Origin of the sequence: Arthrobacter sp. PAMC 25486, assembly GCF_000785535.1 — a bacterium.
Lineage (GTDB): Bacteria > Actinomycetota > Actinomycetes > Actinomycetales > Micrococcaceae > Specibacter.
Genome location: NZ_CP007595.1, coordinates 4,123,126 through 4,147,764 on the forward strand (window position 1 = coordinate 4,123,126; position 24,639 = coordinate 4,147,764).

General features: G+C 65.0%; 23 protein-coding genes. 8 read left to right on the forward strand and 15 right to left on the reverse strand.

Annotated features, from left to right (window positions below; translation table 11 throughout):
* Positions 1-39: 39 nt before the first annotated feature.
* Both art_RS18650 and art_RS18655 read left to right on the forward strand, forming a co-directional pair.
* Positions 40-675: a YoaK family protein gene (locus art_RS18650; RefSeq protein WP_216699565.1), complete on the forward strand. Its 636-nt coding sequence runs from the start codon at positions 40-42 to the stop codon at positions 673-675.
* A 230-nt stretch (positions 676-905) separates the two neighbouring features.
* Positions 906-2,192, forward strand: coding sequence for a PhoH family protein (locus art_RS18655; protein WP_038470972.1), 1,287 nt, complete (start codon positions 906-908; stop codon positions 2,190-2,192).
* A gap of 44 nt (positions 2,193-2,236) precedes the next feature.
* Here the strand turns inward: art_RS18655 and art_RS18660 are convergent, their stop codons facing one another.
* A complete protein-coding gene (locus art_RS18660) occupies positions 2,237-3,094 on the reverse strand; it encodes a hypothetical protein (RefSeq protein WP_038467324.1) in 858 nt (285 codons plus the stop codon).
* Positions 3,095-3,152: 58 nt separating this feature from the next.
* Between art_RS18660 and art_RS18665 the strand changes: the two genes are divergently transcribed.
* A complete protein-coding gene (locus art_RS18665) occupies positions 3,153-3,662 on the forward strand; it encodes an A24 family peptidase (RefSeq protein WP_038467326.1) in 510 nt (169 codons plus the stop codon).
* A gap of 47 nt (positions 3,663-3,709) precedes the next feature.
* On the opposite strand, the gene art_RS18670 is transcribed toward art_RS18665, so the two are convergent.
* Together art_RS18670 and art_RS18675 are read right to left on the reverse strand one after the other, a co-directional pair.
* Entirely contained in the window at positions 3,710-4,372 is a 663-nt protein-coding gene (locus art_RS18670) for a response regulator (protein ID WP_038467328.1), read from the reverse strand.
* Positions 4,369-6,168: a sensor histidine kinase gene (locus art_RS18675; RefSeq protein ID WP_082000430.1), complete on the reverse strand. Its 1,800-nt coding sequence runs from the start codon at positions 6,166-6,168 to the stop codon at positions 4,369-4,371. Before art_RS18675 ends, art_RS18670 begins: the two co-directional genes overlap by 4 nt.
* Before the next feature lie 191 nt (positions 6,169-6,359).
* On the opposite strand from art_RS18675, the gene art_RS18680 reads away from it, so the two are divergent.
* The gene (locus art_RS18680) at positions 6,360-7,907 is read left to right on the forward strand and encodes a CitMHS family transporter (protein ID WP_038467330.1); all 1,548 of its coding nucleotides are present in this window, start codon (positions 6,360-6,362) and stop codon (positions 7,905-7,907) included.
* Between the two features lie 192 nt (positions 7,908-8,099).
* Entirely contained in the window at positions 8,100-8,570 is a 471-nt protein-coding gene (locus art_RS18685) for an NUDIX domain-containing protein (RefSeq protein ID WP_038467332.1), read from the forward strand.
* 7 nt (positions 8,571-8,577) lie between these two features.
* On the opposite strand, the gene art_RS18690 is transcribed toward art_RS18685, so the two are convergent.
* The 6 genes from art_RS18690 to art_RS18715 all read right to left on the reverse strand — a co-directional run bounded on the left by art_RS18690 (position 8,578) and on the right by art_RS18715 (position 14,957).
* Positions 8,578-8,970, reverse strand: a complete 393-nt coding sequence (locus tag art_RS18690; RefSeq protein WP_038467334.1) for a hypothetical protein — start codon at positions 8,968-8,970, stop codon at positions 8,578-8,580.
* A 203-nt stretch (positions 8,971-9,173) separates the two neighbouring features.
* Positions 9,174-10,886, reverse strand: a complete 1,713-nt coding sequence (locus art_RS18695) for an MDR family MFS transporter (RefSeq protein WP_052136765.1) — start codon at positions 10,884-10,886, stop codon at positions 9,174-9,176.
* Positions 10,883-11,554 carry a TetR/AcrR family transcriptional regulator gene (locus art_RS18700; protein ID WP_038470979.1) on the reverse strand — a complete coding sequence of 224 codons (672 nt, stop codon included), beginning with the start codon at positions 11,552-11,554 and terminating at the stop codon, positions 10,883-10,885. Before art_RS18700 ends, art_RS18695 begins: the two co-directional genes overlap by 4 nt.
* Before the next feature lie 569 nt (positions 11,555-12,123).
* The gene (locus art_RS18705) at positions 12,124-13,554 is read right to left on the reverse strand and encodes a class II fumarate hydratase (RefSeq protein ID WP_038467335.1); all 1,431 of its coding nucleotides are present in this window, start codon (positions 13,552-13,554) and stop codon (positions 12,124-12,126) included.
* Positions 13,555-13,686: 132 nt separating this feature from the next.
* Positions 13,687-14,346 (reverse strand): carbonic anhydrase, encoded by a 660-nt coding sequence (locus tag art_RS18710; RefSeq protein WP_052136767.1) that lies wholly within the window; start codon positions 14,344-14,346, stop codon positions 13,687-13,689.
* Complete coding sequence (locus tag art_RS18715; protein ID WP_157875358.1) at positions 14,346-14,957, reverse strand: DUF4245 domain-containing protein; 612 nt, start codon at positions 14,955-14,957, stop codon at positions 14,346-14,348. Before art_RS18715 ends, art_RS18710 begins: the two co-directional genes overlap by 1 nt.
* 176 nt (positions 14,958-15,133) lie before the next feature.
* Between art_RS18715 and glpX the strand changes: the two genes are divergently transcribed.
* Positions 15,134-16,165: a class II fructose-bisphosphatase gene (gene glpX / locus art_RS18720; RefSeq protein ID WP_038467337.1), complete on the forward strand. Its 1,032-nt coding sequence runs from the start codon at positions 15,134-15,136 to the stop codon at positions 16,163-16,165.
* 266 nt (positions 16,166-16,431) lie between these two features.
* On the opposite strand, the gene art_RS18725 is transcribed toward glpX, so the two are convergent.
* The 5 genes from art_RS18725 to art_RS18745 all read right to left on the reverse strand — a co-directional run bounded on the left by art_RS18725 (position 16,432) and on the right by art_RS18745 (position 22,152).
* Entirely contained in the window at positions 16,432-17,424 is a 993-nt protein-coding gene (locus tag art_RS18725) for a peptidoglycan bridge formation glycyltransferase FemA/FemB family protein (RefSeq protein ID WP_038467339.1), read from the reverse strand.
* Positions 17,421-18,680 carry a mannose-6-phosphate isomerase, class I gene (manA, locus tag art_RS18730; protein WP_038467341.1) on the reverse strand — a complete coding sequence of 420 codons (1,260 nt, stop codon included), beginning with the start codon at positions 18,678-18,680 and terminating at the stop codon, positions 17,421-17,423. The genes art_RS18725 and manA overlap by 4 nt, the downstream gene beginning before the upstream one ends.
* A gap of 143 nt (positions 18,681-18,823) precedes the next feature.
* Positions 18,824-20,410, reverse strand: coding sequence for an LCP family protein (locus tag art_RS18735; RefSeq protein WP_038467344.1), 1,587 nt, complete (start codon positions 20,408-20,410; stop codon positions 18,824-18,826).
* Between the two features lie 10 nt (positions 20,411-20,420).
* Positions 20,421-20,993 carry a 5-(carboxyamino)imidazole ribonucleotide mutase gene (purE, locus tag art_RS18740; protein WP_082000431.1) on the reverse strand — a complete coding sequence of 191 codons (573 nt, stop codon included), beginning with the start codon at positions 20,991-20,993 and terminating at the stop codon, positions 20,421-20,423.
* Positions 20,994-20,997: 4 nt separating this feature from the next.
* A complete protein-coding gene (locus tag art_RS18745) occupies positions 20,998-22,152 on the reverse strand; it encodes a 5-(carboxyamino)imidazole ribonucleotide synthase (RefSeq protein WP_038467346.1) in 1,155 nt (384 codons plus the stop codon).
* A gap of 214 nt (positions 22,153-22,366) precedes the next feature.
* Between art_RS18745 and art_RS18750 the strand changes: the two genes are divergently transcribed.
* Positions 22,367-22,891 carry a GtrA family protein gene (locus tag art_RS18750; RefSeq protein ID WP_052136769.1) on the forward strand — a complete coding sequence of 175 codons (525 nt, stop codon included), beginning with the start codon at positions 22,367-22,369 and terminating at the stop codon, positions 22,889-22,891.
* Between the two features lie 61 nt (positions 22,892-22,952).
* Here art_RS18750 and art_RS18755 read toward each other — a convergent pair whose 3' ends face one another.
* Positions 22,953-23,696 (reverse strand): TIGR03089 family protein, encoded by a 744-nt coding sequence (locus tag art_RS18755; RefSeq protein ID WP_038470987.1) that lies wholly within the window; start codon positions 23,694-23,696, stop codon positions 22,953-22,955.
* A 387-nt stretch (positions 23,697-24,083) separates the two neighbouring features.
* Between art_RS18755 and art_RS22725 the strand changes: the two genes are divergently transcribed.
* Positions 24,084-24,617 carry a WhiB family transcriptional regulator gene (locus art_RS22725; RefSeq protein ID WP_082000432.1) on the forward strand — a complete coding sequence of 178 codons (534 nt, stop codon included), beginning with the start codon at positions 24,084-24,086 and terminating at the stop codon, positions 24,615-24,617.
* The last annotated feature ends 22 nt before the right edge of the window (positions 24,618-24,639 follow it).

The following is a 24,639-nucleotide window of genomic DNA, read 5'->3' on the forward strand; positions in this document are numbered from 1 at the left end:
TTGCAAAGCCACCTCCGCTCCGAGATGATCCTTGCCTGTGTGCTCTCCAGCGCGGCCGGATTCGTTGATGCCGTAGGCTTCATCCACTTGGGCGGCTACTTTGTCTCCTTCATGAGCGGGAACTCCACCCGCGGCGGCACGGCCCTGGCCGAGGGGAACTGGATGGGCTTCGCCCTCGCGTTTGGCCTGGTCGCAGCGTTCTTTTTCGGCGTTGTCAGCGCCGCGATCCTGCGACGGCTCGTCCCGTCCCGCAAACGGATGGCGGTATTACTGTACGTGACGCTGGCACTCGCGTCCGCCGTCGTACTCTTTGATTTGGGTGTGGGAAGCTGGCTGGCCCCGGCCATGATGGCGGTGGCGATGGGGGCCGAGAACGTCATTTTTGAGCGCGACGGCGAGGTCAGCATCGGCCTGACGTACATGACCGGCACGCTGGTGAAGATGGGCCAGCACATTGCCAATGCGCTGACCGGCGGAGAAAAACGGCTGTGGCGGCGGTACCTGCTGCTGTGGCTCTCGCTCACCACGGGCTCGATCATTGGCGGGCTGGCCTACCTTGCGCTGAACCTGAACGCACTGTGGATCGCTGTGGGAGTGCTGGTGCTGTCGGTGGTCTTCAACGGCTGGCTGCGCAGAAGTCCGCGCCGCCTGGGCTCCACCCGCGTCATCTTGTAGCGTCGCATCACGTTCATCCAACGTTCACAGACGGTTGTGGCGTGGCGCCCACGCAGCCCCGAAAACCGGCGTAGTTTGGGCATAACGGAGGGCAACTCCGCCCGACGTACCGAGAAGAGTTCCGGTTGTTCCCAGCGGCCGGAAGGGCTGGAGCCGACGTGGTTGAAACATTGCACACCGAGCAGCATTCCCCCAACCAGCAAGCCCCCAATCAGCAAGCAGGCGCGAAATTGCGCACTTACGTCCTTGACACCTCCGTTTTGCTCTCTGACCCGCGCGCCATCACCCGCTTTGCCGAACACCATGTGGTTCTGCCCATCGTTGTCGTCTCGGAGTTGGAGGCCAAGCGCCACGATCCCGAGCTGGGCTATTTTGCCCGCGTCGCCCTGCGCCTGCTGGATGATTTGAGTCGCGAGCATGGTGGGCTGGCCTCGCCTGTTCCCCTGGGGCACGACGGCGGTACTTTGCGTGTGGAGCTCAACCACGTTTCGCTTGAGGTGCTTCCGGCGGGCATGCGCGGCATGGACAACGACTCGCGCATTCTTGCCGTGGCGAAGAACCTGGCCCGGGACGGTCACGAGGTGACCGTCGTGTCCAAGGACGTGCCCATGCGGGTCAAGGCTTCCGCGCTGGGGCTGGTGGCACAGGAGTACCGGAACGAGCTCGTGCCGGATTCCGGGTGGACGGGCGTGGCGGAAGTGGATGCCACGGAGGCTGAGATCACCGCCCTGTACAACCACGAGCCCGTGCCGATTCCGGACGCTGCGGTGCTGCCCGTCAACACCTCGCTGATCATCAGCAGCAACAGGGGCTCAGCACTGGGCAGGGTGGGCGCAGACCAGCAGGTGCGGCTGGTGCGCGGGGACAGGGAGGTGTTTGGCCTGCACGGCCGCTCGGCTGAACAACGCCTTGCCCTCGACCTGCTCTCTGACCCGGAAGTCGGCATCGTCTCACTGGGAGGCAGGGCCGGCACCGGCAAGAGCGCGCTGGCCCTGTGCGCAGGGCTGGAGGCCGTGCTGGAACGCAACGAGCACCGCAAGGTGGTGGTGTTCCGGCCGCTGTACGCCGTGGGCGGGCAGGAGCTGGGCTACCTGCCGGGATCCGAAAGCGAGAAGATGAACCCGTGGGCGCAGGCCGTCTTTGACACCCTTGGCTCGGTGGTTTCCGAGACGCTCATGGATGAAATTATGGAGCGCGGCATGCTTGAAGTCCTGCCGCTGACACACATCCGGGGGCGCTCCCTGCATGATTCCTTTGTCATTGTGGACGAGGCCCAGTCCCTCGAGAAGAATGTCCTGCTGACGGTCATGAGCCGGATCGGCCAGCGTTCGAAGATTGTGCTGACCCACGACGTTGCCCAGCGCGACAACCTCCGTGTTGGCAGGCACGACGGGGTGGCGGCCGTGGTGGAAACGCTCAAGGGGCACCCCCTCTTTGGCCACGTGACGCTGACCCGGTCGGAGCGTTCGCCGATCGCCGCGCTGGTCACTGAGATGCTGGAACGGGCCGAAATCTAGCCTGCCACGCTCCTGCCACACAGAGGGTGTGGCAGGAAGTGAGCTCAGGCGTTGGGGCCCAGATCCCACGGGATGTGGGCCCGCACATCTGTCAGGCCCATGCTCACTTCCTCAAAGAGGTCGTCGAGCATGTACTCGTCGACGCCCAGCAGCACCATCCAGTGCCCCGCGCCGGCGGTGTCGCCATCCAGGGACTGGGACGCCACGCAGATTCCCGTCTCAAGGTCGATGCGCACCGCCGTGCGGCCCTGAAACAACAAGGGCGCGTCGGGAAACAGCGGGTGATAGCTGGAATTGGGTGTCAGCACAGCCTCCACCGCGGTCCGCCCATGGTGGGACACCACAGCGATGTCCTCAATCTCGGCGACGTTGGCAAACGGTGCTTCCAGCGGAACGGGGCGGTCACCGGCCAGCTCTACCGGATCAAGCGAGGCGGCAGCCCTCCCGGAACCGTAGGCCGGTTCGCCATAGAGTGCCTCGGGGCGTCGCACCACGAAACCGTCGGCGTCCTTCACCGGGTTGACCAGCGACGGCGGCAACAACCACGGCTTGCGGTTGCCGCTGATAAACAGTGAATCCCGCGACTCGTTGATCTTGGTGGTGCTGGCCAGCAGCTTCCCGTCAAGGGTCTCCACACGCAGGGCACCGGGACGGCGCACCCAACAATTCAGGGACAACGTGGGGTCGGCTTCCTCCGCAAGCGATGCCGCCCCGGCACCCGCCCGTGCGGCGTTGCCGGGGCCGGCCACGGCGCCAGCCGCCGGCACCCACGAACGGCCGGGACCGCCGTCGTACGCGGTGGGAAACTTCCGGTGCAGCTCAAAGCGAACCGTCTGCCAGCGCCACGGTGAGGAACGGGCGATGTGCCGGAAAGTGTCGGCGGTGTAGGGGGATGCGCTCATATCCACAGCTTAGTCCCGGGGCCGCGAAATAGTGCCCGGGCGCTGGTAGCATCGCGCTATGGTCACGCGACTGATGGAGTTCTGGGAGAGCAGCATTCCAGCACTGCTGCTTGCCGTGGTGGCGTGCTTCTACCTGCTGTGGCTCTCCGTGTCCCTGAGCGTCATCGACATCCGCACCCACACCCTGCCCAACCGCTACGTCCTGCCGGCGTACCCCATTGCCGGGGCGCTGCTGCTGGCCGCGTCGCTCACGGCCGGTTCGCCCAAATACGCTGCCGTGGCTGCCGGCGGTGCACTGGTCATGGCCGCCCTGTACTGGGCTTTGTGGGCGGTGTATCCGGCAGGTATGGGCTTCGGGGATGTGAAGCTGGCCGGCGTGCTGGGCTTGTTCCTGGGTTTCCTTGGCTGGCAGCATGTGGTGTTCGGCATGGCCGCCGGATTCGTGGTGGGCGGGCTGTGGGGCGTGGTGCTCATCATCAGCCGCCGCGCCACCGCCAAATCAGCCATCCCATTCGGACCGTCCATGCTGGCCGGGACGCTGGCAGTCATGCTGTTGCTCCCGGCTTGAGGGGATGGCCCGGCAGATGGCCCCGGCCGGGGACGCGCCCGGTAATGCTACCGCGGGGCCACGCTATAACGGTGCTCGGGCCGGCCGGTGCTGCCGTAGCGCAGGGAGATGGCGACAGCCCCGTCGTCGGCCAGGCCGGAAAGATACCGCTGGGCGGTGGTCCGGGAAATTCCGACGGCGGCCGCGACATCCGCGGTCGACTGATCACCGCGGGTGCCCAAGGCCGCCAAAACCGCAGTTTCCGTGGCGGACACGGCGCTGGGACCGGCTGCAGGGTTGGTGGGGTGCAGGGCCTGCCAGGCAGTTTCAAGCCGGTCCTGGCCAACGGAGCCGGTTTCGGACAGCAGGCGCCGGTACCGGGCGTAGCCGCGCAGCCGCGATTCCAACAGGCCGGCGGAGAACGGCTTGATCAGGTACGCCAACGCTCCGCGGCGCAACGCCGTCCGGATGGTCGCAGGATCGGAGGCGGCACTGAGCATCATCGCATCCACGTCGATGCTCCGCAGTAGGTCCAGGCCGGAGGCATCGGGGAGGTACACGTCGAGCAGGACCAGATCTGGGCGTTCCGCGTGGATGGCCTTGTGCCCCTGGGCGGCCGTGGGAGCCGGCGGCAGCGCCCGGAAACCCGGCACCGCGTCAACATAGCCGGCATGCAGGCGTCCCACATGAAAGTCGTCCTCAATGATGAGGACACTGAAATCATCGGTCATGGTTTCTCCTTGAAAGGGTGCGAAAGTGCAACAACGCCAGGCAGTCGGGCGCAAAACACTGCGCCGTGGGACTGGGGCCGGCCCGCATCGGCAACCCACACCTCACCGCCGCGGCGGCGGGCCAAATGCCGGATGAGCGCCAGGCCGACCCCGTGGCCGGCCACGGCGGCGGCCTCCGGCGGCTCGGCGGCGGCCGTTGAATAGCCGGCCGTGAAAATCAGTTCCCGGAGGTGGGCGGCGGGGATCCCGGAAGTGCCGGACCCTCCGGGGCTCCCTGCAGTTTCCGGCAGCCCGTCGCCGGAATCGGCCACCACCACGTGCAGCGTTCCGCCCGCGGCCGTGTGTTCATCCAGGAGCTCCACTTCCACCCATTTGTGCGGGGACGTACCCGCCGCCACCGCCGCCCTGATGGCGTTGTCCATGAGGTTGCCCAGCACCGCTGTGACGTCCTGCGGGTCAGTGATGTGTCCCCGGATCAAGGTGTGGGCACCGAGCCGCACGTCGACGCCGCGTTCATGCGCCTCTATGCTCTTGGCGCCGACAAAGGCCTCCAGATACGGGTCGGAGAGAAGGCCCAGGTCCCGGGTTGGGTATTGGAGCGGTCCGTTGTCCATGATCTCAGCAAGGTAGCTGCGGGCCTCGGCACCCCGGTCAAGGTCCAGCAGGCCCGCCACGGTGTGGAGCCGGTTGGCGAATTCGTGCCGCTGCGCCCGCAGGGCCGTGCCGAGCGCGTTGACGGCGTCGAGCTGGCGGGTGAGTGCCTGCACCTCGGTCCGGTCCCTGACCATGATGACCCTGCCCAGTCCGTGCACACCGCCGTCGAGCCGCACGGGACGGGCCGTGACAATCACCACCCGATCGCCCAGCACATGCTCGGACGGGCCGTATTCCCCTTCTGCCGTCTGCGCTGCGGCGGCGAGAAATGCGGGCAGGCCGCTTTCCGCCAGGGGCAGGCCACCGTATTCGCCAGTGGATCCGGGGGCCAGCAGACGGCGGGCCCCTTCATTGAAAACGGTGATGGTGCCACTCTCCGCCACCCCGATCACGCCTTCATCAACACCGCGCAGCACGGCCTCCTGGTCCTGCGCCAGCCCGGCAATCTCCTCCGGTTCCAGCCCGAGTGTGAGCCGCCGCAGCCGCGCCCCGATCAGCGCTGATGCCAGTGCCCCCAGCGCCAGTGACAACCCAGCAATCAGGGCAACAGGCACAACATTGCGCAGCATCCCGGCAACGATGTCGTCAGTGGAAAAGCCCACGCTCACTTCCCCGACCACGCCCACGCCCGTACCCGCGCCCGTACCCGAACCCGCGCCCGGCGCGTACACCGGCACCTTGGCCCGGGCCGAACGGCCCAAGGTGCCGTGCTCCTGGGAGGTGTCCTCGCCCCCGCCCAAGGCAACCGAGGGGTCCGTAGACACCTTTTGCCCCAACAGGGCCGGGTTGGGATGCGCAAGCCGCAGGCCGGCGTCGTCAGTGACCACGACGAACAGGGCGCCGGTGCGCTCCCGGGCCGACTCCGCATCTTGCTGCAGCGTACCGCCGGCCAGGTTGGCGGGCGTCAGGGCCGATTCCGGCCCGGCGGCCAGGACGGCAGTTTCGCGTCGCACGTCCTCCGAGGAGGCCACGGTGCGTGCCACGGAGAGTGCCCGCGCCTCGGCCTGCTCGCCGAGCCACTGATAAGTGAGGGCGGCAAACGTCCCGGCCGTGAGGAGCACTACCGCGAACACCACGGCCAGTTGCACCAGCAGCACGCGTGTGGAGAAACGCAGCCTGGGGCCGGAACGTGCCTGCTTCAACGAAGGACTCCTCTGTGCCCGGCCGTCGTGCCGAGTCTCGTGTGCCCACCCCAAAATGGATGGGTTATATGGGCTAAAGCTATTCAATGGGCACTAGTTGGGTCAAGTGGACTTAACCCCAGCAGTGATCCAGCTCACTATACGGTCATTGAAGCGGGTCACATATGCGGCCTCTGTACAAAGGAGTTCACATGTTGGTAATCCTCGGATTCGCCATGATAGCGGTGTTCATGGCGCTCATCATGACAAAGAAACTGACGCCCGTGGTGGCGCTCATAGTTGTCCCCACCATCTTCGGACTGTTCGCCGGGGCCGGCCTTGGCATTGGCGACATGGTCATGGACTCCATGAAGTCCCTGACTTCAACGGCAGCCCTGCTCATGTTCGCGATCGTCTTCTTCGGCATGATGATCGACGTCGGCCTCTTCGACCCGCTCGTGAAACTGATCCTGCGCACCCTGGGCAACGACCCCGCCAAGGTGGTTGTCGGCACCGCGGTGCTGGCCGCCGTCGTCTCACTCGACGGCGACGGATCCACCACCTTCATCCTGACCACGGCGGCCATGCTGCCCATCTACCTGCGCCTGGGCCTGAGCCCGGTGGTGCTGACCTGCGTGGCCGGCCTGGCCAACGGCACCATGAACATCCTGCCGTGGGGCGGCCCCACCGCCCGCGCCGCCGCCGCACTGAAGGTCTCGCCCAGCGAAGTCTTCGTCCCCATGATCCCGTCACTGATTGCCGGCATGATTGTCATCTTCTTCTTCGCCTGGCACCTGGGCATCCGCGAACGCCGCCGCCTGGCGCTGGCCGGGCGCCTGTGGGCCGGGGATGCCCCCTCCGCTGCAGATGCCACTGCCAAGCACGACGGCGGCACCCCCTCGGGCGGCACCGGCACCAAGGCGCGGGCCGGCAGGGCTGCTGCGGGCCAGGCCGCGGGCGGGTCCGGTGCGGCCGGCGCGGGATCACCCGCGGGATCCGCTGCCCTGCTGCTGGAGGTGAAGCCCCGCTCCGCCGCACAGGAACGTTTCGATCAGCAAGTCCTGGCCGTGGCCAACGATGATGCGGAGAGCGTCAACGCCTCGCTCGCCGATTCGCAGCTGGACCCGAATAGGGACACCCTGCGGCCCAAACTCTTTTGGTTCAACCTGGTCCTGACCGTGACGCTCATGGTGGTGCTGGTCATGGATGTCCTGCCCCTGCCGTATGTGTTCATGATCGGTTCGGCCATCGCCCTCGTGGTCAACTTTCCCAAGGTCAAGGACCAGGCCAAGGCGCTGGTTTCGCACGCCGGCAGCATCGTCGCCGTCGTGTCCATGGTGATGGCCGCCGCCGTGCTCACCGGCGTGCTCAGTGGCACCGGCATGGTGGACGCCATGGCCGCCTGGCTGGTCAGCGTCATCCCCACCTCCATGGGCCCCTACATGGCCGTCATTACCGGCCTGCTGAGCATCCCCATGACGTTCTTCATGAGCAACGACGCGTTCTACTTCGGCGTGCTGCCGGTGCTCAGTGAAACGGCAGCACACTTTGGCATTGACCCGGCCGCCATGGCCCGCGCCTCCATCGCCGGCCAGCCGGTCCACATGCAAAGCCCGCTGGTGCCCGCCATCCTGCTGCTCGTCTCGCTCTCCCGCGTTGACCTGGGCGACCACCACAAGAAGGTGCTGTGGCGGGCACTGGTGGTCTCGCTGGTCATGCTGGCCGTGGCCATCGGCATCGGCGTCATCCCCTTCGGCTAGACACGGCAACACCCAAACTAGCCCGCAGTAGACGGCGACGATAGCGTCAAAACGCATATTGTCGCCGGGCCACGACCGCGAGGGCCCCATCGAGGGACGAGTTGGGGGAGCGGTTGGGGTCTACTGCGGGCTACTTCGTGGTGTTGGGAAACAGCAGCGGTCCGTGGTTCCGCGGCCCGATAAGCTGAAACCATGGGATCACCGGACTTCATTCTCAAGCTGCGCGAAAAGATCGGCCACGACCCGCTCTGGCTCCCGGGCGTGCGCGCTGTGGTGTTCGACGACGCCGGCCGGGTCCTGCTCGGCGAACGCTCCGACACCGGCGGCTGGGCGCTCATCACCGGCATCCTGGACCCGGGGGAGGAGCCCGGCCCCGGCATGCTGCGCGAAATCTTCGAGGAGACGGCCGTCGTCGCACGGATTGAGCACCTGCTGGGCGTCGCCGCCGTGGGCCCGGTGACGTTCCCCAACGGCGACGTCTGCGACTTCCTGAACATCGAATTCATTGCCAGGCGGGTTAGCGGCACCGCCCGCGTGAACGACGACGAATCCCTCGCCGTCGGCTGGTTCGCCATCGACGAGCTGCCGCCCCTGCGCCCCGGCCACCTCGACTGCATCCACCGCGCCCTCACGTTTGACGGCGAACCCCACTTCCAACGCTGAGCCAGGGTCAGTGCACGCCGGGGATGCGGCCCGGAAGCCGTGTCCTGGCCTCCCTGCGCTGCTGCACCAGGCTGAGGATAAGGTTCCCCGCGCAAATCACCGCTGCCGTCACTACCCCGGCACCGCCGCCCAGCATGGCTCCGAGGATGATGATCATGCCCCGCAGGTCCAGGCCGCTCCCGGAGGCGAAATACTCGTCATAGGGTGGCGGGAACACTTTCACGGCGAGCCCGCCCGCCAGCCAGGCGTAAATAATCGAGCCCAGCGGCGCCAGAAAAAAGAACCACGGCATGCGCCGCTGTGCTTGCCTCAGGCACCACATGCCGATTGCTGAAACGGCCACGATGGGCACCAGTACAAGTACCGCACCCACCACGAGTTCCAGGTTGTCGTAGTCCATGGGCCCCCTTATCCGGGCCGTGTGGCCCACTGACGAGTCAAACACACGGGACAGCGGGTGCGCATTCGGCGGTTCGCCCAGCACCGGCCTCAACCGCAACCGCCATCCGAAACCACCGTGGATGGCGGGTTAAGCACAAAAGGCGCGTGCCGCCGTCGTACGTGGAGCAGTACGACGGCGGCACGCGCCTTTTCGGCGCAATCTTACGGTGTGTCCGGGGTTTCCTCGGCCGCATCCTTGGGCAGCAGGAGCGTGTCCGTGCCCTGGGCGGAAGATTCGGTGGCGGTCCCGGAAGCGGCTTCCGCAGAAGTTCCCGCCTTGCCGGCTGTACGCTCGGCCTCGAGGCGGAGGGCTTCCTCGCCGCCGACGGCCTCACCGCGGGCCACCATTCCGGCGGTGTCCGAGAGCGGGATGACCTTCATGAAGATGGCCAGCACCAGGGCGAGCACCATGAACGGGATCAGGTACCAGAACACCGGTGCCAGGGAATCGGCGTAGGCGTTGATGATGCCGTCCTTGACGGCCGGGGGCAGTTTCGCCATGGCCTGCGGGTCGAGGGACGCCATGGCACTGCCGGCCTGCTCGGGGCTGGCGCCGGAAGCCGTGAAGACCTCGGTCAGGGAGTTGGCCAGGCGGGTGGTGAACATGGCACCAAACACTGCCACGCCCAGGGCCGAGCCGACCTCGCGGAAGTAGTTGTTCGTGCTCGTGGCCGTACCCAACTGGTTGGCTGGAACGGAGTTCTGCACCACGATGACCACGATCTGCATGATCAGGCCCAGGCCGGCGCCGAAGACGAACAGTTGCGCGCAAATGACCCAGATCGGGGTGTCGGCGGACAGGGTGGTCATCCAGAGCATGGCGATGATGGTCAGCACCGAACCCGCGATGGGGAACGCCTTGTACTTGCCGGTCTTCGTCATGCGGATACCGGACCAGATGGACGTGCCCATCAGGCCCACCATCATGGGCAGCATGAGCAGCCCGGATTCTGCGGCGGACGTGCCGGAGGACATCTGCAAGAACGTGGGCACGAACGCCAGGGCGGCGAACATGCCCATGCCCAGCACAAAGCCAATGGCTGTGGAGTTCAGGAAGATCGGGTTCTTGAACAGTGAGAGCGGGATGATGGGGTCTTCGGCGCGGGCCTCGGTGAAGATGAACAGTGCGACGGACGCGAGCAAACCGGCACCCCACGCCCAGGTGGTCAGGGAAGTCCAGCCGTCGGTCTTGCCGCCAAAGTCGGTGAAGAAGATCAAACACGTGGTGGCGACGGACAGGAAGACCACGCCCATGACGTCAATCTTCTGCTCCACCTTCTTCGAAGGCAGGGTGAGGGTGAAGTAGGCGATCACGAAGGCGATGATGCCGATCGGGATGTTGATGTAGAAGGCCCATTCCCACGTCAGGTGGTCAACGAAGTAGCCGCCCAGGAGGGGGCCGGCAACGGCGGAGAGGCCGAAGATGGCGCCCAGGGGGCCCATGTACTTGCCGCGCTCATTGGCGGGAACAATGTCGGCGATGATGGCCTGCGAGAGGATCATTAAACCGCCGCCGCCCAGGCCCTGGATGGCACGGAAGATCACGAAGCCCCAGAAGTCGGTGGCGAAGGCGCAGCCGATGGAGGCGAGCGTGAAGATGGCAATGGCGGCCAGGAACAGGTTCCGTCGGCCCAGGATGTCACCGAACTTGCCGTACACCGGCATCACAATGGTGACGGCCAGCAGGTAGGCGGTGGTGATCCAGGTCTGGTGCTCCACTCCGCCAAGCTTTCCCACGATGGTGGGCATGGCGGTGGAGACGATGGTCTGGTCGAGGCTCGAGAGCATCATTCCCGCAATCAAGGCGGAGAAGATGATCCAGATTCTCTTCTGGGTCAGCAGGAGCGGTTCGCCTGCCTTGAGTGCGGTGCTCATGGAGTCCCTTCAAAGGTTAAGTGTGAAAAGTTGAAAAGTTTTTGGGCCGAGAGAAGATTGGCAGCCAGCAGATCCCCATACGGGGCGGTATTTTCCTCCGAGAAGAACACCTTGCTGGCGCGCTGGGAGCACATGCCGAACAGCGCGGCCGCCATGCCCGCCACGGGATCATCAGGGGGGAGCGCCTCACGCAGGGCAATCAGCTCGGAAAATTCCAGCTCGCGAGTATGGGCGCTGCCCATGACCTTCATCATGAGCGCCGGTTCCTTCTTCATGGCCGCGAGCAACTCATGAAAATGTTCCCGGGTGAAATTCAGTTCCTCAACCATGGCGCAGGTCAGGGTGTGCAGGTCCGCCAGGAGTGTAACGCTGAGCCCCAGTGGGCCGCGGTCCACGTCCGGGCCCCCGCCGGCCAGGAAGTCGGCGGTGGCATCTGCCGGGAACTCGTCCAGCAGATGGCCGATGATGGCGTCTTCCTTGGACGGGAAGTAGTTGAAGAACGTCCGCCGGGACACCCCAACTTCTTCACACAATTGCTCGATGGTGAAGCCGTTCAGGCCCTTTTGCGCAGTAAAAAGCCGCGCCGCGGCAGTAATGGCGGAACGGGTCGCCTCGCGCTTGCGGGCACGCAGGCCTTTGGCCCGGCAGGAGTTTGCACTATCAGTCACAAAGTAAAAGTTTGCACTATTTCTGCCGGAGTGCAAAATTATGTGGAGGTGGTCTTCCTCACACGCGCTGTGGTGCTGCACAAGCCGGTGCGGGGGTAGTTGTTACCATTCGCACCTACAACGGCAAGCGCGGGGGTAGTTGTTACCCTTCGCACCCGGTAGACCGTGGGCGATTGGTAACAACTACCCCCGCGACCTTAAAGTACGACGGCGGGAGGCCGCCTTTTTGTCAAAAAAGGTGTCCTCCCGCCGTCGTACTGTGGCAGAAGCTCCGCGAGGCGTGAGATAAGGCGACTAATGCGTATCCGGTTTGCTCAGGTTGGGTCAGCGGCAGCCGTCAAGCGAGCTCGAATCAGTCTTATTCGTCGCAGAACCCATTCTGGCGCTCCTGAAACGTCCATGGTTGGCGCAACTTCGGATGGACATCCAGTCAACCTGAGCTAACCGGATACGCACTAGGCGACTTTCAACCCTCGAAAGTCGCCTTAGCTCACGGTTCGCTGCCGCTCACTGCTCGCAAGCTCGCAGCGGGACCCTCGGCAGCGCTCTTATCCGGACGCGGCCGCAGGTTATTTCGGGGCGCGGGTCATCGCGAGCACGTCGAGCCCGGAATCCAGCTGCTCCAACGTGATTTCGCCGCGGTCCACGAAGCCCAGGGCCAGCACGGCTTCACGGATGGTCAGGCCCTCGGCGATGGCGTGCTTGGCGATCTTGGAGCCGTTTTCGTAGCCGATGTACTTGTTCAGCGGCGTCACGATCGACGGTGAGGCCTCGGCCAGGAAGCGGGCGCGCTCGACGTTGGCGGTGAGGCCGTCGATCATCTTGTCGGCCATGACGCGGCTCGTGTTGGTGAGCAGGCGGATGGACTGCAGCAGGTTCGAGGCCATGACCGGGATGCCCACGTTCAGCTCGAACGCGCCGTTCGTGGAGGACAGTGCGATCGTGGTGTCGTTGCCGATGACCTGGGCGGCCACCATGATGGCTGCCTCGGCGATGACCGGGTTGACCTTGCCGGGCATGATCGAGGAGCCGGGCTGCAGGTCGGGGATGTTGATCTCGCCCAGGCCGGTGTTGGGGCCGGAGCCCAACCAGCGCAGGTCGTTGTTGATCTTCATGATCGAGTACGCGATGGTGCGCAGCTGGCCGGAGGCTTCGATGAGGCCGTCGCGGTTGGCCTGGGCCTCGAAGTGGTTGCGGGCTTCGGTCAGCGGCAGGCCGGTGTCCTGGGCGAGCAGGGCGATGACGCGCTGCGGGAAGCCGGCCGGGGTGTTGATGCCGGTGCCGACGGCGGTGCCGCCCAGGGGGACCTCTGCCACGCGGGCAATGGAAGATTCGACGCGCTCGATGCCGTAGCGGATCTGCGCAGCGTAGCCACCAAATTCCTGGCCGAGCGTGACGGGGGTGGCATCCATCAAGTGGGTGCGCCCGGACTTCACCACGGTGGCGAACTCGGCTTCCTTGCGCTCCAGCGACTCGGCCAGGTAGGCCAGTGCCGGGATCAGGTCATTGATCAGGGCGGAGGTGGCTGCCACGTGGACCGAGGTGGGGAACACGTCGTTGGAGGACTGCGAGGCGTTGACGTGGTCGTTCGGGTGGACCACCTTCTCCGAGCCGGCAGCAACGAGCGCGCGGTTGGCCAGGGTTGCCAGGACCTCGTTCATGTTCATGTTCGAGGAGGTTCCGGAACCGGTCTGGAACACGTCGATGGGGAAGTCGCCGTCGAACCGGCCGGAAGCCACGAGATCGGCTGCACCCTCGATGGCGCGGGCCAACTCGGCGTCGAGCACACCCAATTCGGCGTTGGTGGTGGCGGCAGCCTTCTTGATGCGCGCCAGTGCGCCAATGTGGGCCGACTCCAGTGTCATGCCCGAAATCGGGAAGTTCTCGACGGCGCGCTGGGTCTGGGCGCTGTACAAGGCGTTGACCGGAACCCGGACCTCGCCCATCGTGTCATGTTCAATACGGAATTCTTGTGCGGTGCCCGCGGCAGTATCAGTCATGCTTCCACCATATCGCCGCCGCGCCCGGGACCGAAAACCGGCGGCCCGGTTTTAGCCCTCCCGGCCATAAACAAGGCAAGCCCGACGGCGGGACTCAAGTTCCGCCGTCGGGCTTGCCAAAGTTTGAGCTGCTCAGGCCCCGATGTGGCCGTTGCTGTATACGAGGTCTGCGGTGCCGTCGTTAAGGCGGTAGGTCAGGCCCACCACGGCGGTGCGCTGACGGGCGACGGCGTTGGCGATGATGGGGGAGTTTTCCACGAGGCGGGCGGCCGTCTGCTTCACGTGCTCCTCCACCATGTCGTTGACGGAGCTGTCCGAATCCTTGCGCAGTGAGGCCAGCACCGAGGGGGTGATGCGCTCGACGAGGTCGCGGACGAATCCGGCGGGCATTTTGCCGGTGGCGACGGCGGACTTGGTGGCCGTGACGGCCCCGCAGCTGTCATGGCCCAGGACCACAATCAGCGGCACGTCGAGGTATTCCACGCCGTACTCCAGCGAGCCGAGCGCCGTGTTGTCAACAACGTGGCCGGCGGTGCGGACCACGAAGGCGTCGCCCAGTCCAAGGTCAAAGATGATTTCGGCGGCCAGGCGCGAGTCCGAGCAGCCAAAGATCATGACAAAGGGGTGCTGGGTGGACAGCAGGGACGCACGGCGCGCGGCATCCTGGTTGGGGTGGTTGGAAGTGCCTTCCACAAACCGGGTGTTGCCGGCCATCAGTGTGGCCCAGGCCTCCGCCGGGGTATGGGGATGAGCCGAAATTGCGTTGATGTTGCCGTCTTCTCCGCCGCTCATTATTTGCTGTCCTTTGCTGTTGGGGTGCTGTTTTCACCGAGCAGGGCGCTTGACCCGCCGGCCAGAATGTCAAAGTCCGTAAAGTCGGCTGCGCCTGTCAGAACGATAGTCGTTTCTCCGCTGGTCAGCACCAGGCTGCGCTCACCCTTGGGCGCATCACGCAGTTCCCAATCATGGCCGTCGATGGTGCGGGTGCCCGTGACCGGGGCCTGCTGGGCCTGGACGGCAACCCATGTGGGGTTGGCCGTAATGGATTCTCGCAGGGCAATGAATGTGTCATTGGCTGTCACATAACCGACGTCCCAATACGCCACACCATCGGCGCCCGGGGGATTCCACCGCGCGTAGTTCGCCGACCAGCCCTCGGGCAGCTCCGGGGCAACGGGGTGGAACCCTGCCGTGTCGGCGGCATGTCCTGCCACCGTGGCCACATCGATGTTCGTACGGTAGGTGTCCGCCTTGGGCTCCGGGTTGAGCCATACAACTGTCAGCACAATGGCCACGGTTGAGAGCATGGCCAGCAACATGCCCATCACGGAGGCGTTGGCCCGCTTGGCGGCGCCGGCAGCAATAACGGGCTTCACGGCAGGGGTGGGGTTAGAGTCGCTCACCTGACCATCTTCCCAGATTTGCCGGCGGCAAAATTACCCCGGCCCCTGCTGGTGGCGCAGCTCACGCCGTATTCGGCGGTGCTCTCGCCTATGATTGTCCAAGTAGGTAATAACGTCAGTGGTGCGCACCGCTGCGCACATAGAAACTGTACCTACCTGAACAATGGGGTTTATACGTGGCTGAAAAAGCACAACTTGATTATTCGCAATTGTCCCGGTCCCTGGCCGTGGGTGATGACGAACCAGACCGCAACCTGGCCCTTGAACTGGTGCGTGTCACCGAAGCTGCCGCCATTGCCGGCGGGCACTGGGTGGGCTTCGGCGAGAAAAACCTGGCCGACGGCGCAGCCGTGGATGCCATGCGCTCCCTCTTGTCAACAGTGCACTTCAACGGTGTCGTGGTCATTGGTGAGGGCGAAAAGGATGAAGCCCCCATGCTGTTCAACGGCGAAGTTGTGGGCGACGGCTCCGGCCCCGAATGCGACGTCGCCGTGGACCCCATCGATGGCACCCGCCTGACCGCCATGGGCATCAACAACGCGATTGCCGTGCTGGCCGTGGCCGAACGCGGCACCATGTTCGACCCCTCCGCCGTGTTCTACATGGAAAAACTGGTGACCGGCCCCGAGGCGGCCGACATGGTGGACCTGCGCCTGCCGGTGAAGCAGAACCTGCACCTGATCGCCAAGGCCAAGGGCGTGAAAATCAACCAGCTGACCGTCATGGTGCTGGATCGTGACCGCCACCAGCCTCTCATCGCGGAAATCCGCGAGGCCGGCGCCCGCACCAAGATCATCCTCGACGGCGACGTGGCCGGCGCCATTGCGGCCGTCCGCACCGGCACCGGCGTAGACGCGCTGATGGGCATCGGCGGCACACCCGAGGGAATCGTGGCAGCCTGCGCCATCAAGACCCTCGGAGGCGTCATCCAGGGCCGGCTCTGGCCCACCGACGATGACGAAAAGCAGAAAGCGATCGACGCCGGACACGACCTCGACCGGGTCCTCTCCACCAACGATTTGGTCACGAGCGACAACTGCTACTTCGCCGCCACCGGCATCACCGACGGCGACCTGCTCAAGGGTGTGCGCTACGACAAGGGCCGGGTGCTGACCCAGTCGATCGTGATGCGCTCCAAGTCAGGCACCATCCGCTTCGTTGAGGGCGAGCACCAGGCCGCCAAGTGGGAAACCTACGCCCGCCGCTGACCGCCGGACGGAGCCGCCCCGGGCAGCTGACCCCCTGGCCGGGTTCCAAATAGCAGATATGGCGATACCGGACCCGGTTTGAGTGCTGGTGGGGTTCCAAACCGCAGATATGGCGATGATTTCAGCTAAATCATCGCCATATCTGCAGTCTCGATCAGAAGGTCCGCTGTTGGCAGGCCCGTGCCGGCGAGCGAGGTGCCGCGCCGTGCAACCTGGCCCCGTTCTAGCGGCGGGCCCTGCAGCGGGACCAGGCGACCGATCAGAAACTAGCCCCTGCCTAGCTTGCCCCGAAGGCTTCCAACCGTGGTGCGTGCAGTTTTCAGGGCACCGCGCAGGAGCGTCCGCGCCTTGCGGCTGGCCCCATAGGTGTTGTACATGAGTGTGTTCACCGGCAGGTCCCAGGTGCCCGGATACTCCACTTCTGCCCCGCCAAAGGAACGCTTGAAACGGGAGAAACCTGCCCAGGCGTGGTCGGGTTCGTCTTCGGGGCTGACACCCCACATGTCGAACTCGGTGATGCCGTCCGCCTTGGCATCCAGCATCATCGTCACCAAGAGCGGGATCCCGGCGTTGAGTTTGCGGTGTGCGTCGTCGGCGGCCGCATGTGCGTAGACGCGGGTATCGGCGGTGTCATAGGACAACGCTGCTGCGATGGGCGCCCCGTCGAGGCGGGCGATGAACAGCTTCGCCGCACCTTCCGGCATGAGCACCTCAGCCGCCCGCGTCAGGTAGTTGCTGGACTGGGCGGTGAATTCTGCACGGCCGGAGACTTTTTCCAGGAAGCCCAACAGGATCGGCAGCTCCGCCGGATCGGTGGAAATATCGAAGGTGACACCCTTTTTGTGGATGTTCCGGTACAGGTTCCGGCTGGTGCTGCGCATCCCCTTGAGCAGCTCGCCCTCATCCTGGGACAGGTCAACCTTCCAACTCAGGTGCGGCTGGACATCCGTGGGGGCTTTCACCAGGCCCCTGGCGGCGAGGGTGCGTGCGGCATCCGATCCCAAGCCTGCGGCCACCGGTTCCACCCGCACATAGTGCGCCTTCTTGGCCTTCGCCAGCTCGGTCAGGGCAGCCAGGGCGCCGTCCAATGCAGCGACATTGTCGGCACACGGTCCGTACGGCGCGTAAAGGTACATGCCCAGGGGTGTTTTTTCCTCCACGGCCAGAAAACTCCAGCCGGGGCCGGACCTTTCGTGGACGGTTTTGCCCAGGCGCCGTTGGAAGCGGGCCCAGACGGGTGTTTGCAAGATGGTGTTCACGAGTTAAATGCCCCACAGGTGATGGCGAACAGTACGGAGGTTTCCTCGGCCGCGTCGGCATGCGGGTGGACCATGACGGGGTTTTCCACGGCCGGGACAAAGACGGAACCGCCCCGGCCCAGCTGCAGGTCGCCGCGGGGTGAATCCAGCAGCACCGATCCGGAGATGGCAAGCACAATCATCGGCCCGTTTTGAACGAGCGGAACAGGGTCGTCGGACGCGCCGATTTCCACCCTTTGCAGGGCGAACTCGGCGAAGGGCGGCTCCCACACCTGCTGGCCCAAAGCGGTGGTTCTGGTGGGGACCACGGGGACGTCGCTCGGGGCGAAGTCGACTGTTTCCAGCAGCTCGGGCACGTCCACGTGCTTGCCGGTCAGCCCACCGCGCATCACGTTGTCCGAGGACGCCATGACCTCCAGGCCCAGCCCGTTCAAATAGGCGTGGATGTTTCCGGCGGGCAGGTAGATGGCATCGCCGGGTGCCAACGAGACACGGTTGAGCAGCAGCGACACCAGGACGCCCGAGTCGCCGGGGTACTGCCTGGCCAGTTCAATCACGCTCAGCAGGGCGGGGGAGAGCTCGGCGCCTGCCGCGGCGGAGGCCACCAACGCAGGCGCGGCCAGTTCCACCAGTTCGGTGGTTTCGGTGCCGCCGCCAATCAATGTTTCAAAGGCCTTGCGGACCACCATGGGGGCCGCCATGCGTGAATTGAGTGTCATTTCAACACGGCCCAGCAGCTTCGGCACGGGTGCCCCCGTGGCGGCAATGGCCGAGCCCACGGTGCGGAACAGCTCCGCGGCTTCCGCGCATGGGCGGAACCCGCACAGTGCCTCGAACGGTGTCAGGGCCAGGATCATCTCCGGCTTGTGGTTCTCGTCCTTGTAATTGCGGTTCGCCGCACTGCGGGGTACCCCGGCAGCCTCCTCCTCGGCGAAACGTTCCCTGGCACGCTCCCGGGTGGGGTGGACCTGCAGGGACAGGGCCGTCTCGGCGGCGAGCAGCTTGGCCAGAAACGGCAGCCTTGCACCAAAGGCGGCATGCACTTCTTCGCCCAGTGTGGTGTCGGGGTGCTCGGCAATCAGCCGGTCCAGTGCCACAGGACCTTCGGGGGTGCCGGCGACAGAGGGCGAATCCGGGTGCGCACCCATCCACAATTCAGCTTCGGGACGGCCGCTGGGCGGGGTCCCCAGCAGCGTGGCGATGGCGGTGGGAGAGCCCCAGGCGTAGTCGCGGGTGACGTTGGTCAGTGCAAACATTGGAATCGTTCCTTCTGGTCCAAGACAAACTGCTGGTGAAATGAAAGGGCGGGCACCCCCCCCATTTATTGGTTGGGGGCAACCCTGGACGGGGGCAACCCCGGGCTGGGGCAGATCCTGGTTGGGGCCACCGACCGGACCGGTTAGCCCGGTGAGCACGTGCCGTTGTTGGCCAGCAAGAGACCCAACGTCGCATCGTCCCCGTTGATGGCCAATTGTTGCAGATACTCCGCCGTAAGGTCCGGCGACGGCGCTGCCGGAACCTCCGGGGCCTCGGTCACCTCGGGTGCTGGCGCGTCCGGCTGAGTTTCACCGGGAACGGACTCGGACTCGGGCGCCGGTGCCGGTGCGGGTGCCGCCGGGTTCAGCAGTTCCTGCACACGCTGGTGGATGACCTCAAAGTCGGGGTACGTGGGCATGTCCTGTGAGAAGTCCGGCGGGCCGATGGTCAGCCGGGCCAGGTCGTGGGACTTGGCCTTCAGTGCCAGGGAGGCGAAGCTGCCCAATTGCCCGGCCGGCAGGTCTGACTCCATGAGCTTGGAGCCGGCCGCGGCAATCGCGTTGAACTTGGTCAGCACGGTGGCGGGGTCCATCTGGGCCAGGATGGCGGACTGGATGCACTGCTGGCGCTCGCTGCGGGCGTAGTCGGTGGCCCATTCTCGGGAGCGGGCAAACCACAGTGCGTGATAGCCGTTCAAGGTCTGCACACCTGGGGAAATCCAGCCCGTGGGAGGCAGGTGCAGGCCGTTGCCGACGTCGTTGCCGCTGATGGGCACCCAGCCGCCCACATTGACCTTGACCCCGCCCAAGGCGTCAATGAGTGTGGCGAAGCCGGCCATGTCAATGAGCACATAGCCTTGGATCTCCAGCCCCAGCACACCGCCGGCGGCATCCATCATGGCGGAGGCGCCCGGATCCTGCTCGTTCGGATACAGGTCGGCGTGGTTGTTGGTCACGTCCGTGTACAGCGAGTTGATGATGCAGTCGTCGCCACAGTTGTACCCTTCCGGATACACGCCCCACAGCGGCGAACCCGTCGAGAACTGCGCATTTTGCAGGTTGCGCGGGATGCTGATGGTGGCAGCCTCACCGGATTTTGCATCAACACTGACCACGATGATGGAGTCGGGCCGCCGTCCGCTGCGGTCCTCCCCGGCGTCGCCGCCCATCACCAGGAAGTTGTAGCGTCCGTCTACGGGATCCATGTCCGGGCCAGCCTGAAAAATACTGGAAATGGCGTTACGCCCGGAATTGATCAGGAGGGCGCCGTAGCCCAGTGAACCGCTCGTGGCCACCATGAGCACCACTAGCGCACCGCCCACGAGCCCGCGCATGCCCGGCGCCAGCAGTGAGGGCCGGATGATCTTCAGCGTGTTCAGGAACATGATGGCCCAGCCCACCGCGGCCGCGGCCATGGCCACAATGATGGGCAGCGACGTCCACGGATTCGTGAACAGGTTCAGCAGCGCTTCACGGTTCACCACTGCCAGTACGACGGCGGCAATCACCAATACCCAGACCGCGAAAGTAATGCGCAGGGCGAGTCGGCCAACGCGCTTGTTGCCGGCCAGGATTTGGGCCGAACCAGGCAACACCAGCGTCAGCAGCAACAGGAACCAGGCACGTTTAGAACGCACGGGTGCCGACGCCGATTCCGGGTACCGGAACGGGTTGGTCAACGCCGGCGGACGGTTTGAGACGCTGGTGGCCTTGGGGCTGCTGAAACTCATGCTCTCGTACTCACACTCCAGACGACGGGGAGGATGCCGGCCGCGGAACAGCCAGCGGGTATTTTGCCCCCGCGGCGGCGCGCAGCGCAGCACCCTTGGCGGAGGCCTGGTCGTTGAGTTCCTGGGCGAAGACAGCAAGCTTGTCGGACAGGGAGCCGGCCAGGGCATCAGTTCCGGAGGCCAGCATGCGCACAGCCAGCAGGCCGGCATTGCGGGCCCCGCCAATGGAAACCGTCGCCACGGGGACACCGGCAGGCATCTGGACAATGGAGAGCAGCGAGTCCATGCCGTCGAGCGTCTTCAACGGAACGGGGACGCCAACCACGGGCAGCGTCGTCACGGAAGCCAGCATGCCCGGCAGGTGTGCGGCGCCGCCGGCACCGGCGATGATGACGCGAATCCCGCGGGCTGCCGCGGTTTGCCCGTAGGCGATCATTTCGGTGGGCATGCGGTGGGCGGAGACGACGTCGGTCTCGAACGGAATACCAAATTCGGACAGTGCCGCCGCGGCCGCTTCCATGACGGGCCAGTCTGAGTCTGAGCCCATGACGATGCCAACAAGGGGGGTGGGGAAATCGCTCATGGATTTATGCTCCGTCTCGGATGATGTTTGCCACGGTGGTGGCGCGGGCGCGGGCGGCGGTGACGTCGTCGTGCTTGGAAGCAATCACGTTGACATGGCCGATCTTCCGGCCGGGGCGCACCGACTTGCCGTAGCTGTGCACCTTCACGGTGGGCTCGGCGGTGAGGGCTGCGGGGTAGGCGCTGAACAGGTCCTGGTTGGCCCCGCCCAGGAAATTCTTCATCACCACAATCTCGCCCAGGGCGTCGGTGGCGCCGAGCGGCAGGTCAAGCACAGCGCGCAGGTGCTGCTCAAACTGGCCGGTGACGGCGCCGTCCATGGTCCAGTGGCCCGTGTTGTGCGGGCGCATGGCCAGCTCGTTGATGAGGAAGCCGGGGGCCCGGCCGGGCGTCTCGAAGAGCTCGGCGGCCATGACGCCGGTGACGCCGAGTTCGTTGGCGATGCGCAGTGCAGCGGCCTGCGCGGTGGCGGCAACGTCGGCGGGAATCAGCGGGGCTGGGGCGATGACTTCATCGCAGACGCCGTCGACCTGGATGGATTCGGCCACCGGCCAGGCGCGGGATTCCCCGGAGGGGGTGCGGGCGATTAGGGCCGAAAGTTCGCGGGAGAAATCAACCATCTCCTCCACAAGCAGCGGGTTCATGGCCGCAAACCAGTCGGCGGCAGCGGCGGCGTCGGTGGCGGAACGCAGCACCTTCACACCCTTGCCGTCGTAGCCGCCGCGCGGCATCTTCAGCACCACGGGCCAGCCGTGGGTGTCGCCGAACGCGGTGATCTCGGCGGCGGACCCGACGGCGGCCCAGGCAGGGTTGGGCAGGCCGAGACGCTCAATGGCTGCGCGCATGACGAGCTTGTCCTGGGCGTTGACCAGTGCGTCGGGGCGCGGCTGGACGTTGACGCCTTCGGCGATGAGTGTCTGCAGGTGCTCGTTGGGAACGTGTTCGTGGTCAAAGGTGAGCACGTCCACGTCGCGGGCAAAGGCACGCAAAGTGTCCAGGTCCTTGTAGTCGCCGACAGGGGCGTGGGCCACAACGGGCACGGCACATACCTCGGGCGATTCAGCCAGGACACGCAATTCAAAACCAAGGGCTACGGCTGCGGGGGCCATCATGCGGGCCAGTTGCCCGCCGCCCACCACACCGATTACAGGAAAAGTCACAGTCCCCAGCGTACCGAAAGACTTCCGGGTTCTTGTCTTTTGCCCCGCCCGGGGCCGCCAAACAGATGTTATTAGGGGAGATTCACAGGCAGGGGTGGGGTAATTCCCAGCCCCATGGCGCCCAGGGGTGATTGATTGGGCGGATTCTGGGATTAGAATTTACGGGAGGCGCCAGCGTGATTCGACCGTTTAGCCCTGAGCCTGACGGAGGATCATGATTCAAACGCTCGTACACCGCATCAAGGGACTGATGGGCCTTTTTTGGCGTGAAGTCGCCAAATTCGGCGTGGTGGGTGGCATTGCGTTTGTCATCGACACCAGCATATTCGCGTGGCTGCTGTCCGGCACCATGGGAGACCATCCCACTCGCGCCAAGATCATCGCCGCCGCCGTTGCCACCGTTTTCTCCTGGGTGGCCAACCGCTACTGGACGTTCCGCCACCGGCGCCAGGCCAATGTGCTGTGCGAGGTGACACTGTTCATCATCATGAACGGGATCGGCTTGGGCATTGCGTCCGCCTGTGTGTACATCTCCCACTGGGTGCTGGGCTTTGAATCTGCCAGGGCGGACATCATTGCCGGCTCCGTGGTGGGCCTGGTGTTGGGCACCATCTTCCGCTTCTTTGCCTACAGGTTCTGGGTGTTTACCGACCAGCTGGATGCCGATCCAGAATTTGCGGGGGATCAAAAACTTCTTGCACCCGATGCACCGGTCCGGCCCACCGACACCGGCCACTAGGCCGCAACGCCAGCCGGCGGTTCGCCAGCCCCTGCCTTGTGCCTGCCCGTCGGTACGGCGCCTACCCGGCGGTCACGTTTTCACTGCTGCGCAACGCGTCGGTGGCTTCCACTCCGGCACCCAGCAGGACCACTGAGCCGCCTGCCGCCCAGGCCTCAAGGGCTGCAGGGACGACGGCGGCCCACCCGTCCCGCGCCTGCAGCAGCAACCGCTGGGGTGCTTGGGCGGAAACGCCGGCAGCCGGTGCCAGCAGCTGCCCATAGCTGAGCGCCGACTCTTCATGGCGCCAGGCGGTGTCGGCCGTAGCGGGGGTGTCATCGGCAAAGAACACGTCGGCGTGGGAGCGCACATCGCCGCAGTAGTCCAGTGTGCGCGGGGGCAGTTCGCCAAGCCAACGCATCGCCAGCGCCGGCAGCGCAACAGCCACTACGAGCGGGCCGGGCTTCGTGCCGCCGTGCAATTCGTGTGCGGCGACCGGATCGGTGGTGGCAACAATGTCGACAGCCACGTCAGCAGCGGCGGCTTCCCCTCCCGTCACGGCGGTGGCCCCAACCGCCCAGCTGGCCAGGAGCCACACCAGGGAACGCCAGTGCAGCGGAAGGTCAACGGCCACGATGGTGCCGGGTTCGGCGTCGAGCTCGTCAACGAGGTAGTTGGCGCTCTTGGCCACCCAGTTCTCCAATACGCGGCCGGAGAACTCCACGCGTTCACCCTCGGGGCCGTACCAGGACAGCCTGGGTGAGGTGGGGTGCAGGGTGCGGAAGGCTTCAAGCAGTGCGGTGGGGGTCTTGGGAAGGAGGTCCATGACTGCCATCTTTCCATGGCGGGACCGCCCACAGCAGCGAGCCAACGTCCATCGTTTGGACAAAAGACTAAATGTTACGTGATCTGCGTTACATGGCGGTGGTGGCAACTTGAAATAATGTGCACAGAAAGCCCCGGATCACCGGGAGTTCACGTGATATTCACCATCGACCGGCGTGAACATGCGGATGTATTGATATGAAATTGCTGGGCGTGGCGTGCAGGAACAACATGGCGAGTACTGGTTATGATCTCCGCCGCTTGACGTATGAGACTTACATGGATGTAATTAGACCCACGAACCGCTTTCACTAGCACTAAAAACCGCACATCGCGGGAACCGGGGAACCGGGCAGAAGTGTCGGCGGCAACATTCAGGAGGACGATTATGGGGCAAGCTCAGCTGAGTGTGACAAATCTTTACAATGATTCATTGGCAGCACAGGCCGCCGACACCTACCGTTCGCGTGGGGTGCCCACCGATTGGTATGTGGATCCGGCAGACCCGGACGCGGCCGCATTTCACGAGCAGTCCAACCAGACGGCACTGGAAGATGCTGCCACCGCATTCCTTACCTCCCACGAGGTGGACGATCCCGCAGTGACCCATCCCGCGACCATCCCAGCGGTTCTTCCCGACACCGGTGATGATGCGGTGTGGATAGGATTTCGGCCCGGTCTTGAGGACTTCAGCGACGAAGGTGAACTAGGCTGGCAGACTGATGCTTTGTGCGCGCAGACTGACCCGGAAGCGTTCTTCCCTGAAAAGGGCGGCTCCACCCGGGATGCCAAAAAAGTTTGTGGCGCCTGCAACGTCAAGGCGAAATGCCTTGAATACGCTCTTGCCAACGATGAGCGGTTTGGAATCTGGGGTGGCCTGTCGGAGCGTGAGCGTCGGCGGCTGCGGAAACGAGCGGTCTAATTCTTGATGCAGTAAAAGTCAC

Coding starts and splice junctions, on each gene's coding strand:
- art_RS18705 (WP_038467335.1), bottom strand. CDS start 13,554: ATGACTGATACTGCCGCGGGCACCGCACAAGAATTCCGTATTGAACAT.
- manA (WP_038467341.1), bottom strand. CDS start 18,680: ATGTTTGCACTGACCAACGTCACCCGCGACTACGCCTGGGGCTCTCCC.
- art_RS18680 (WP_038467330.1), top strand. CDS start 6,360: ATGTTGGTAATCCTCGGATTCGCCATGATAGCGGTGTTCATGGCGCTC.
- art_RS18670 (WP_038467328.1), bottom strand. CDS start 4,372: ATGACCGATGATTTCAGTGTCCTCATCATTGAGGACGACTTTCATGTG.
- art_RS18735 (WP_038467344.1), bottom strand. CDS start 20,410: ATGAGTTTCAGCAGCCCCAAGGCCACCAGCGTCTCAAACCGTCCGCCG.
- art_RS18710 (WP_052136767.1), bottom strand. CDS start 14,346: ATGAGCGGCGGAGAAGACGGCAACATCAACGCAATTTCGGCTCATCCC.
- purE (WP_082000431.1), bottom strand. CDS start 20,993: ATGAGCGATTTCCCCACCCCCCTTGTTGGCATCGTCATGGGCTCAGAC.
- art_RS18750 (WP_052136769.1), top strand. CDS start 22,367: ATGATTCAAACGCTCGTACACCGCATCAAGGGACTGATGGGCCTTTTT.
- art_RS22725 (WP_082000432.1), top strand. CDS start 24,084: ATGGGGCAAGCTCAGCTGAGTGTGACAAATCTTTACAATGATTCATTG.
- art_RS18665 (WP_038467326.1), top strand. CDS start 3,153: ATGGTCACGCGACTGATGGAGTTCTGGGAGAGCAGCATTCCAGCACTG.
- art_RS18690 (WP_038467334.1), bottom strand. CDS start 8,970: ATGGACTACGACAACCTGGAACTCGTGGTGGGTGCGGTACTTGTACTG.
- art_RS18755 (WP_038470987.1), bottom strand. CDS start 23,696: ATGGACCTCCTTCCCAAGACCCCCACCGCACTGCTTGAAGCCTTCCGC.
- art_RS18685 (WP_038467332.1), top strand. CDS start 8,100: ATGGGATCACCGGACTTCATTCTCAAGCTGCGCGAAAAGATCGGCCAC.
- art_RS18695 (WP_052136765.1), bottom strand. CDS start 10,886: ATGAGCACCGCACTCAAGGCAGGCGAACCGCTCCTGCTGACCCAGAAG.
- art_RS18660 (WP_038467324.1), bottom strand. CDS start 3,094: ATGAGCGCATCCCCCTACACCGCCGACACTTTCCGGCACATCGCCCGT.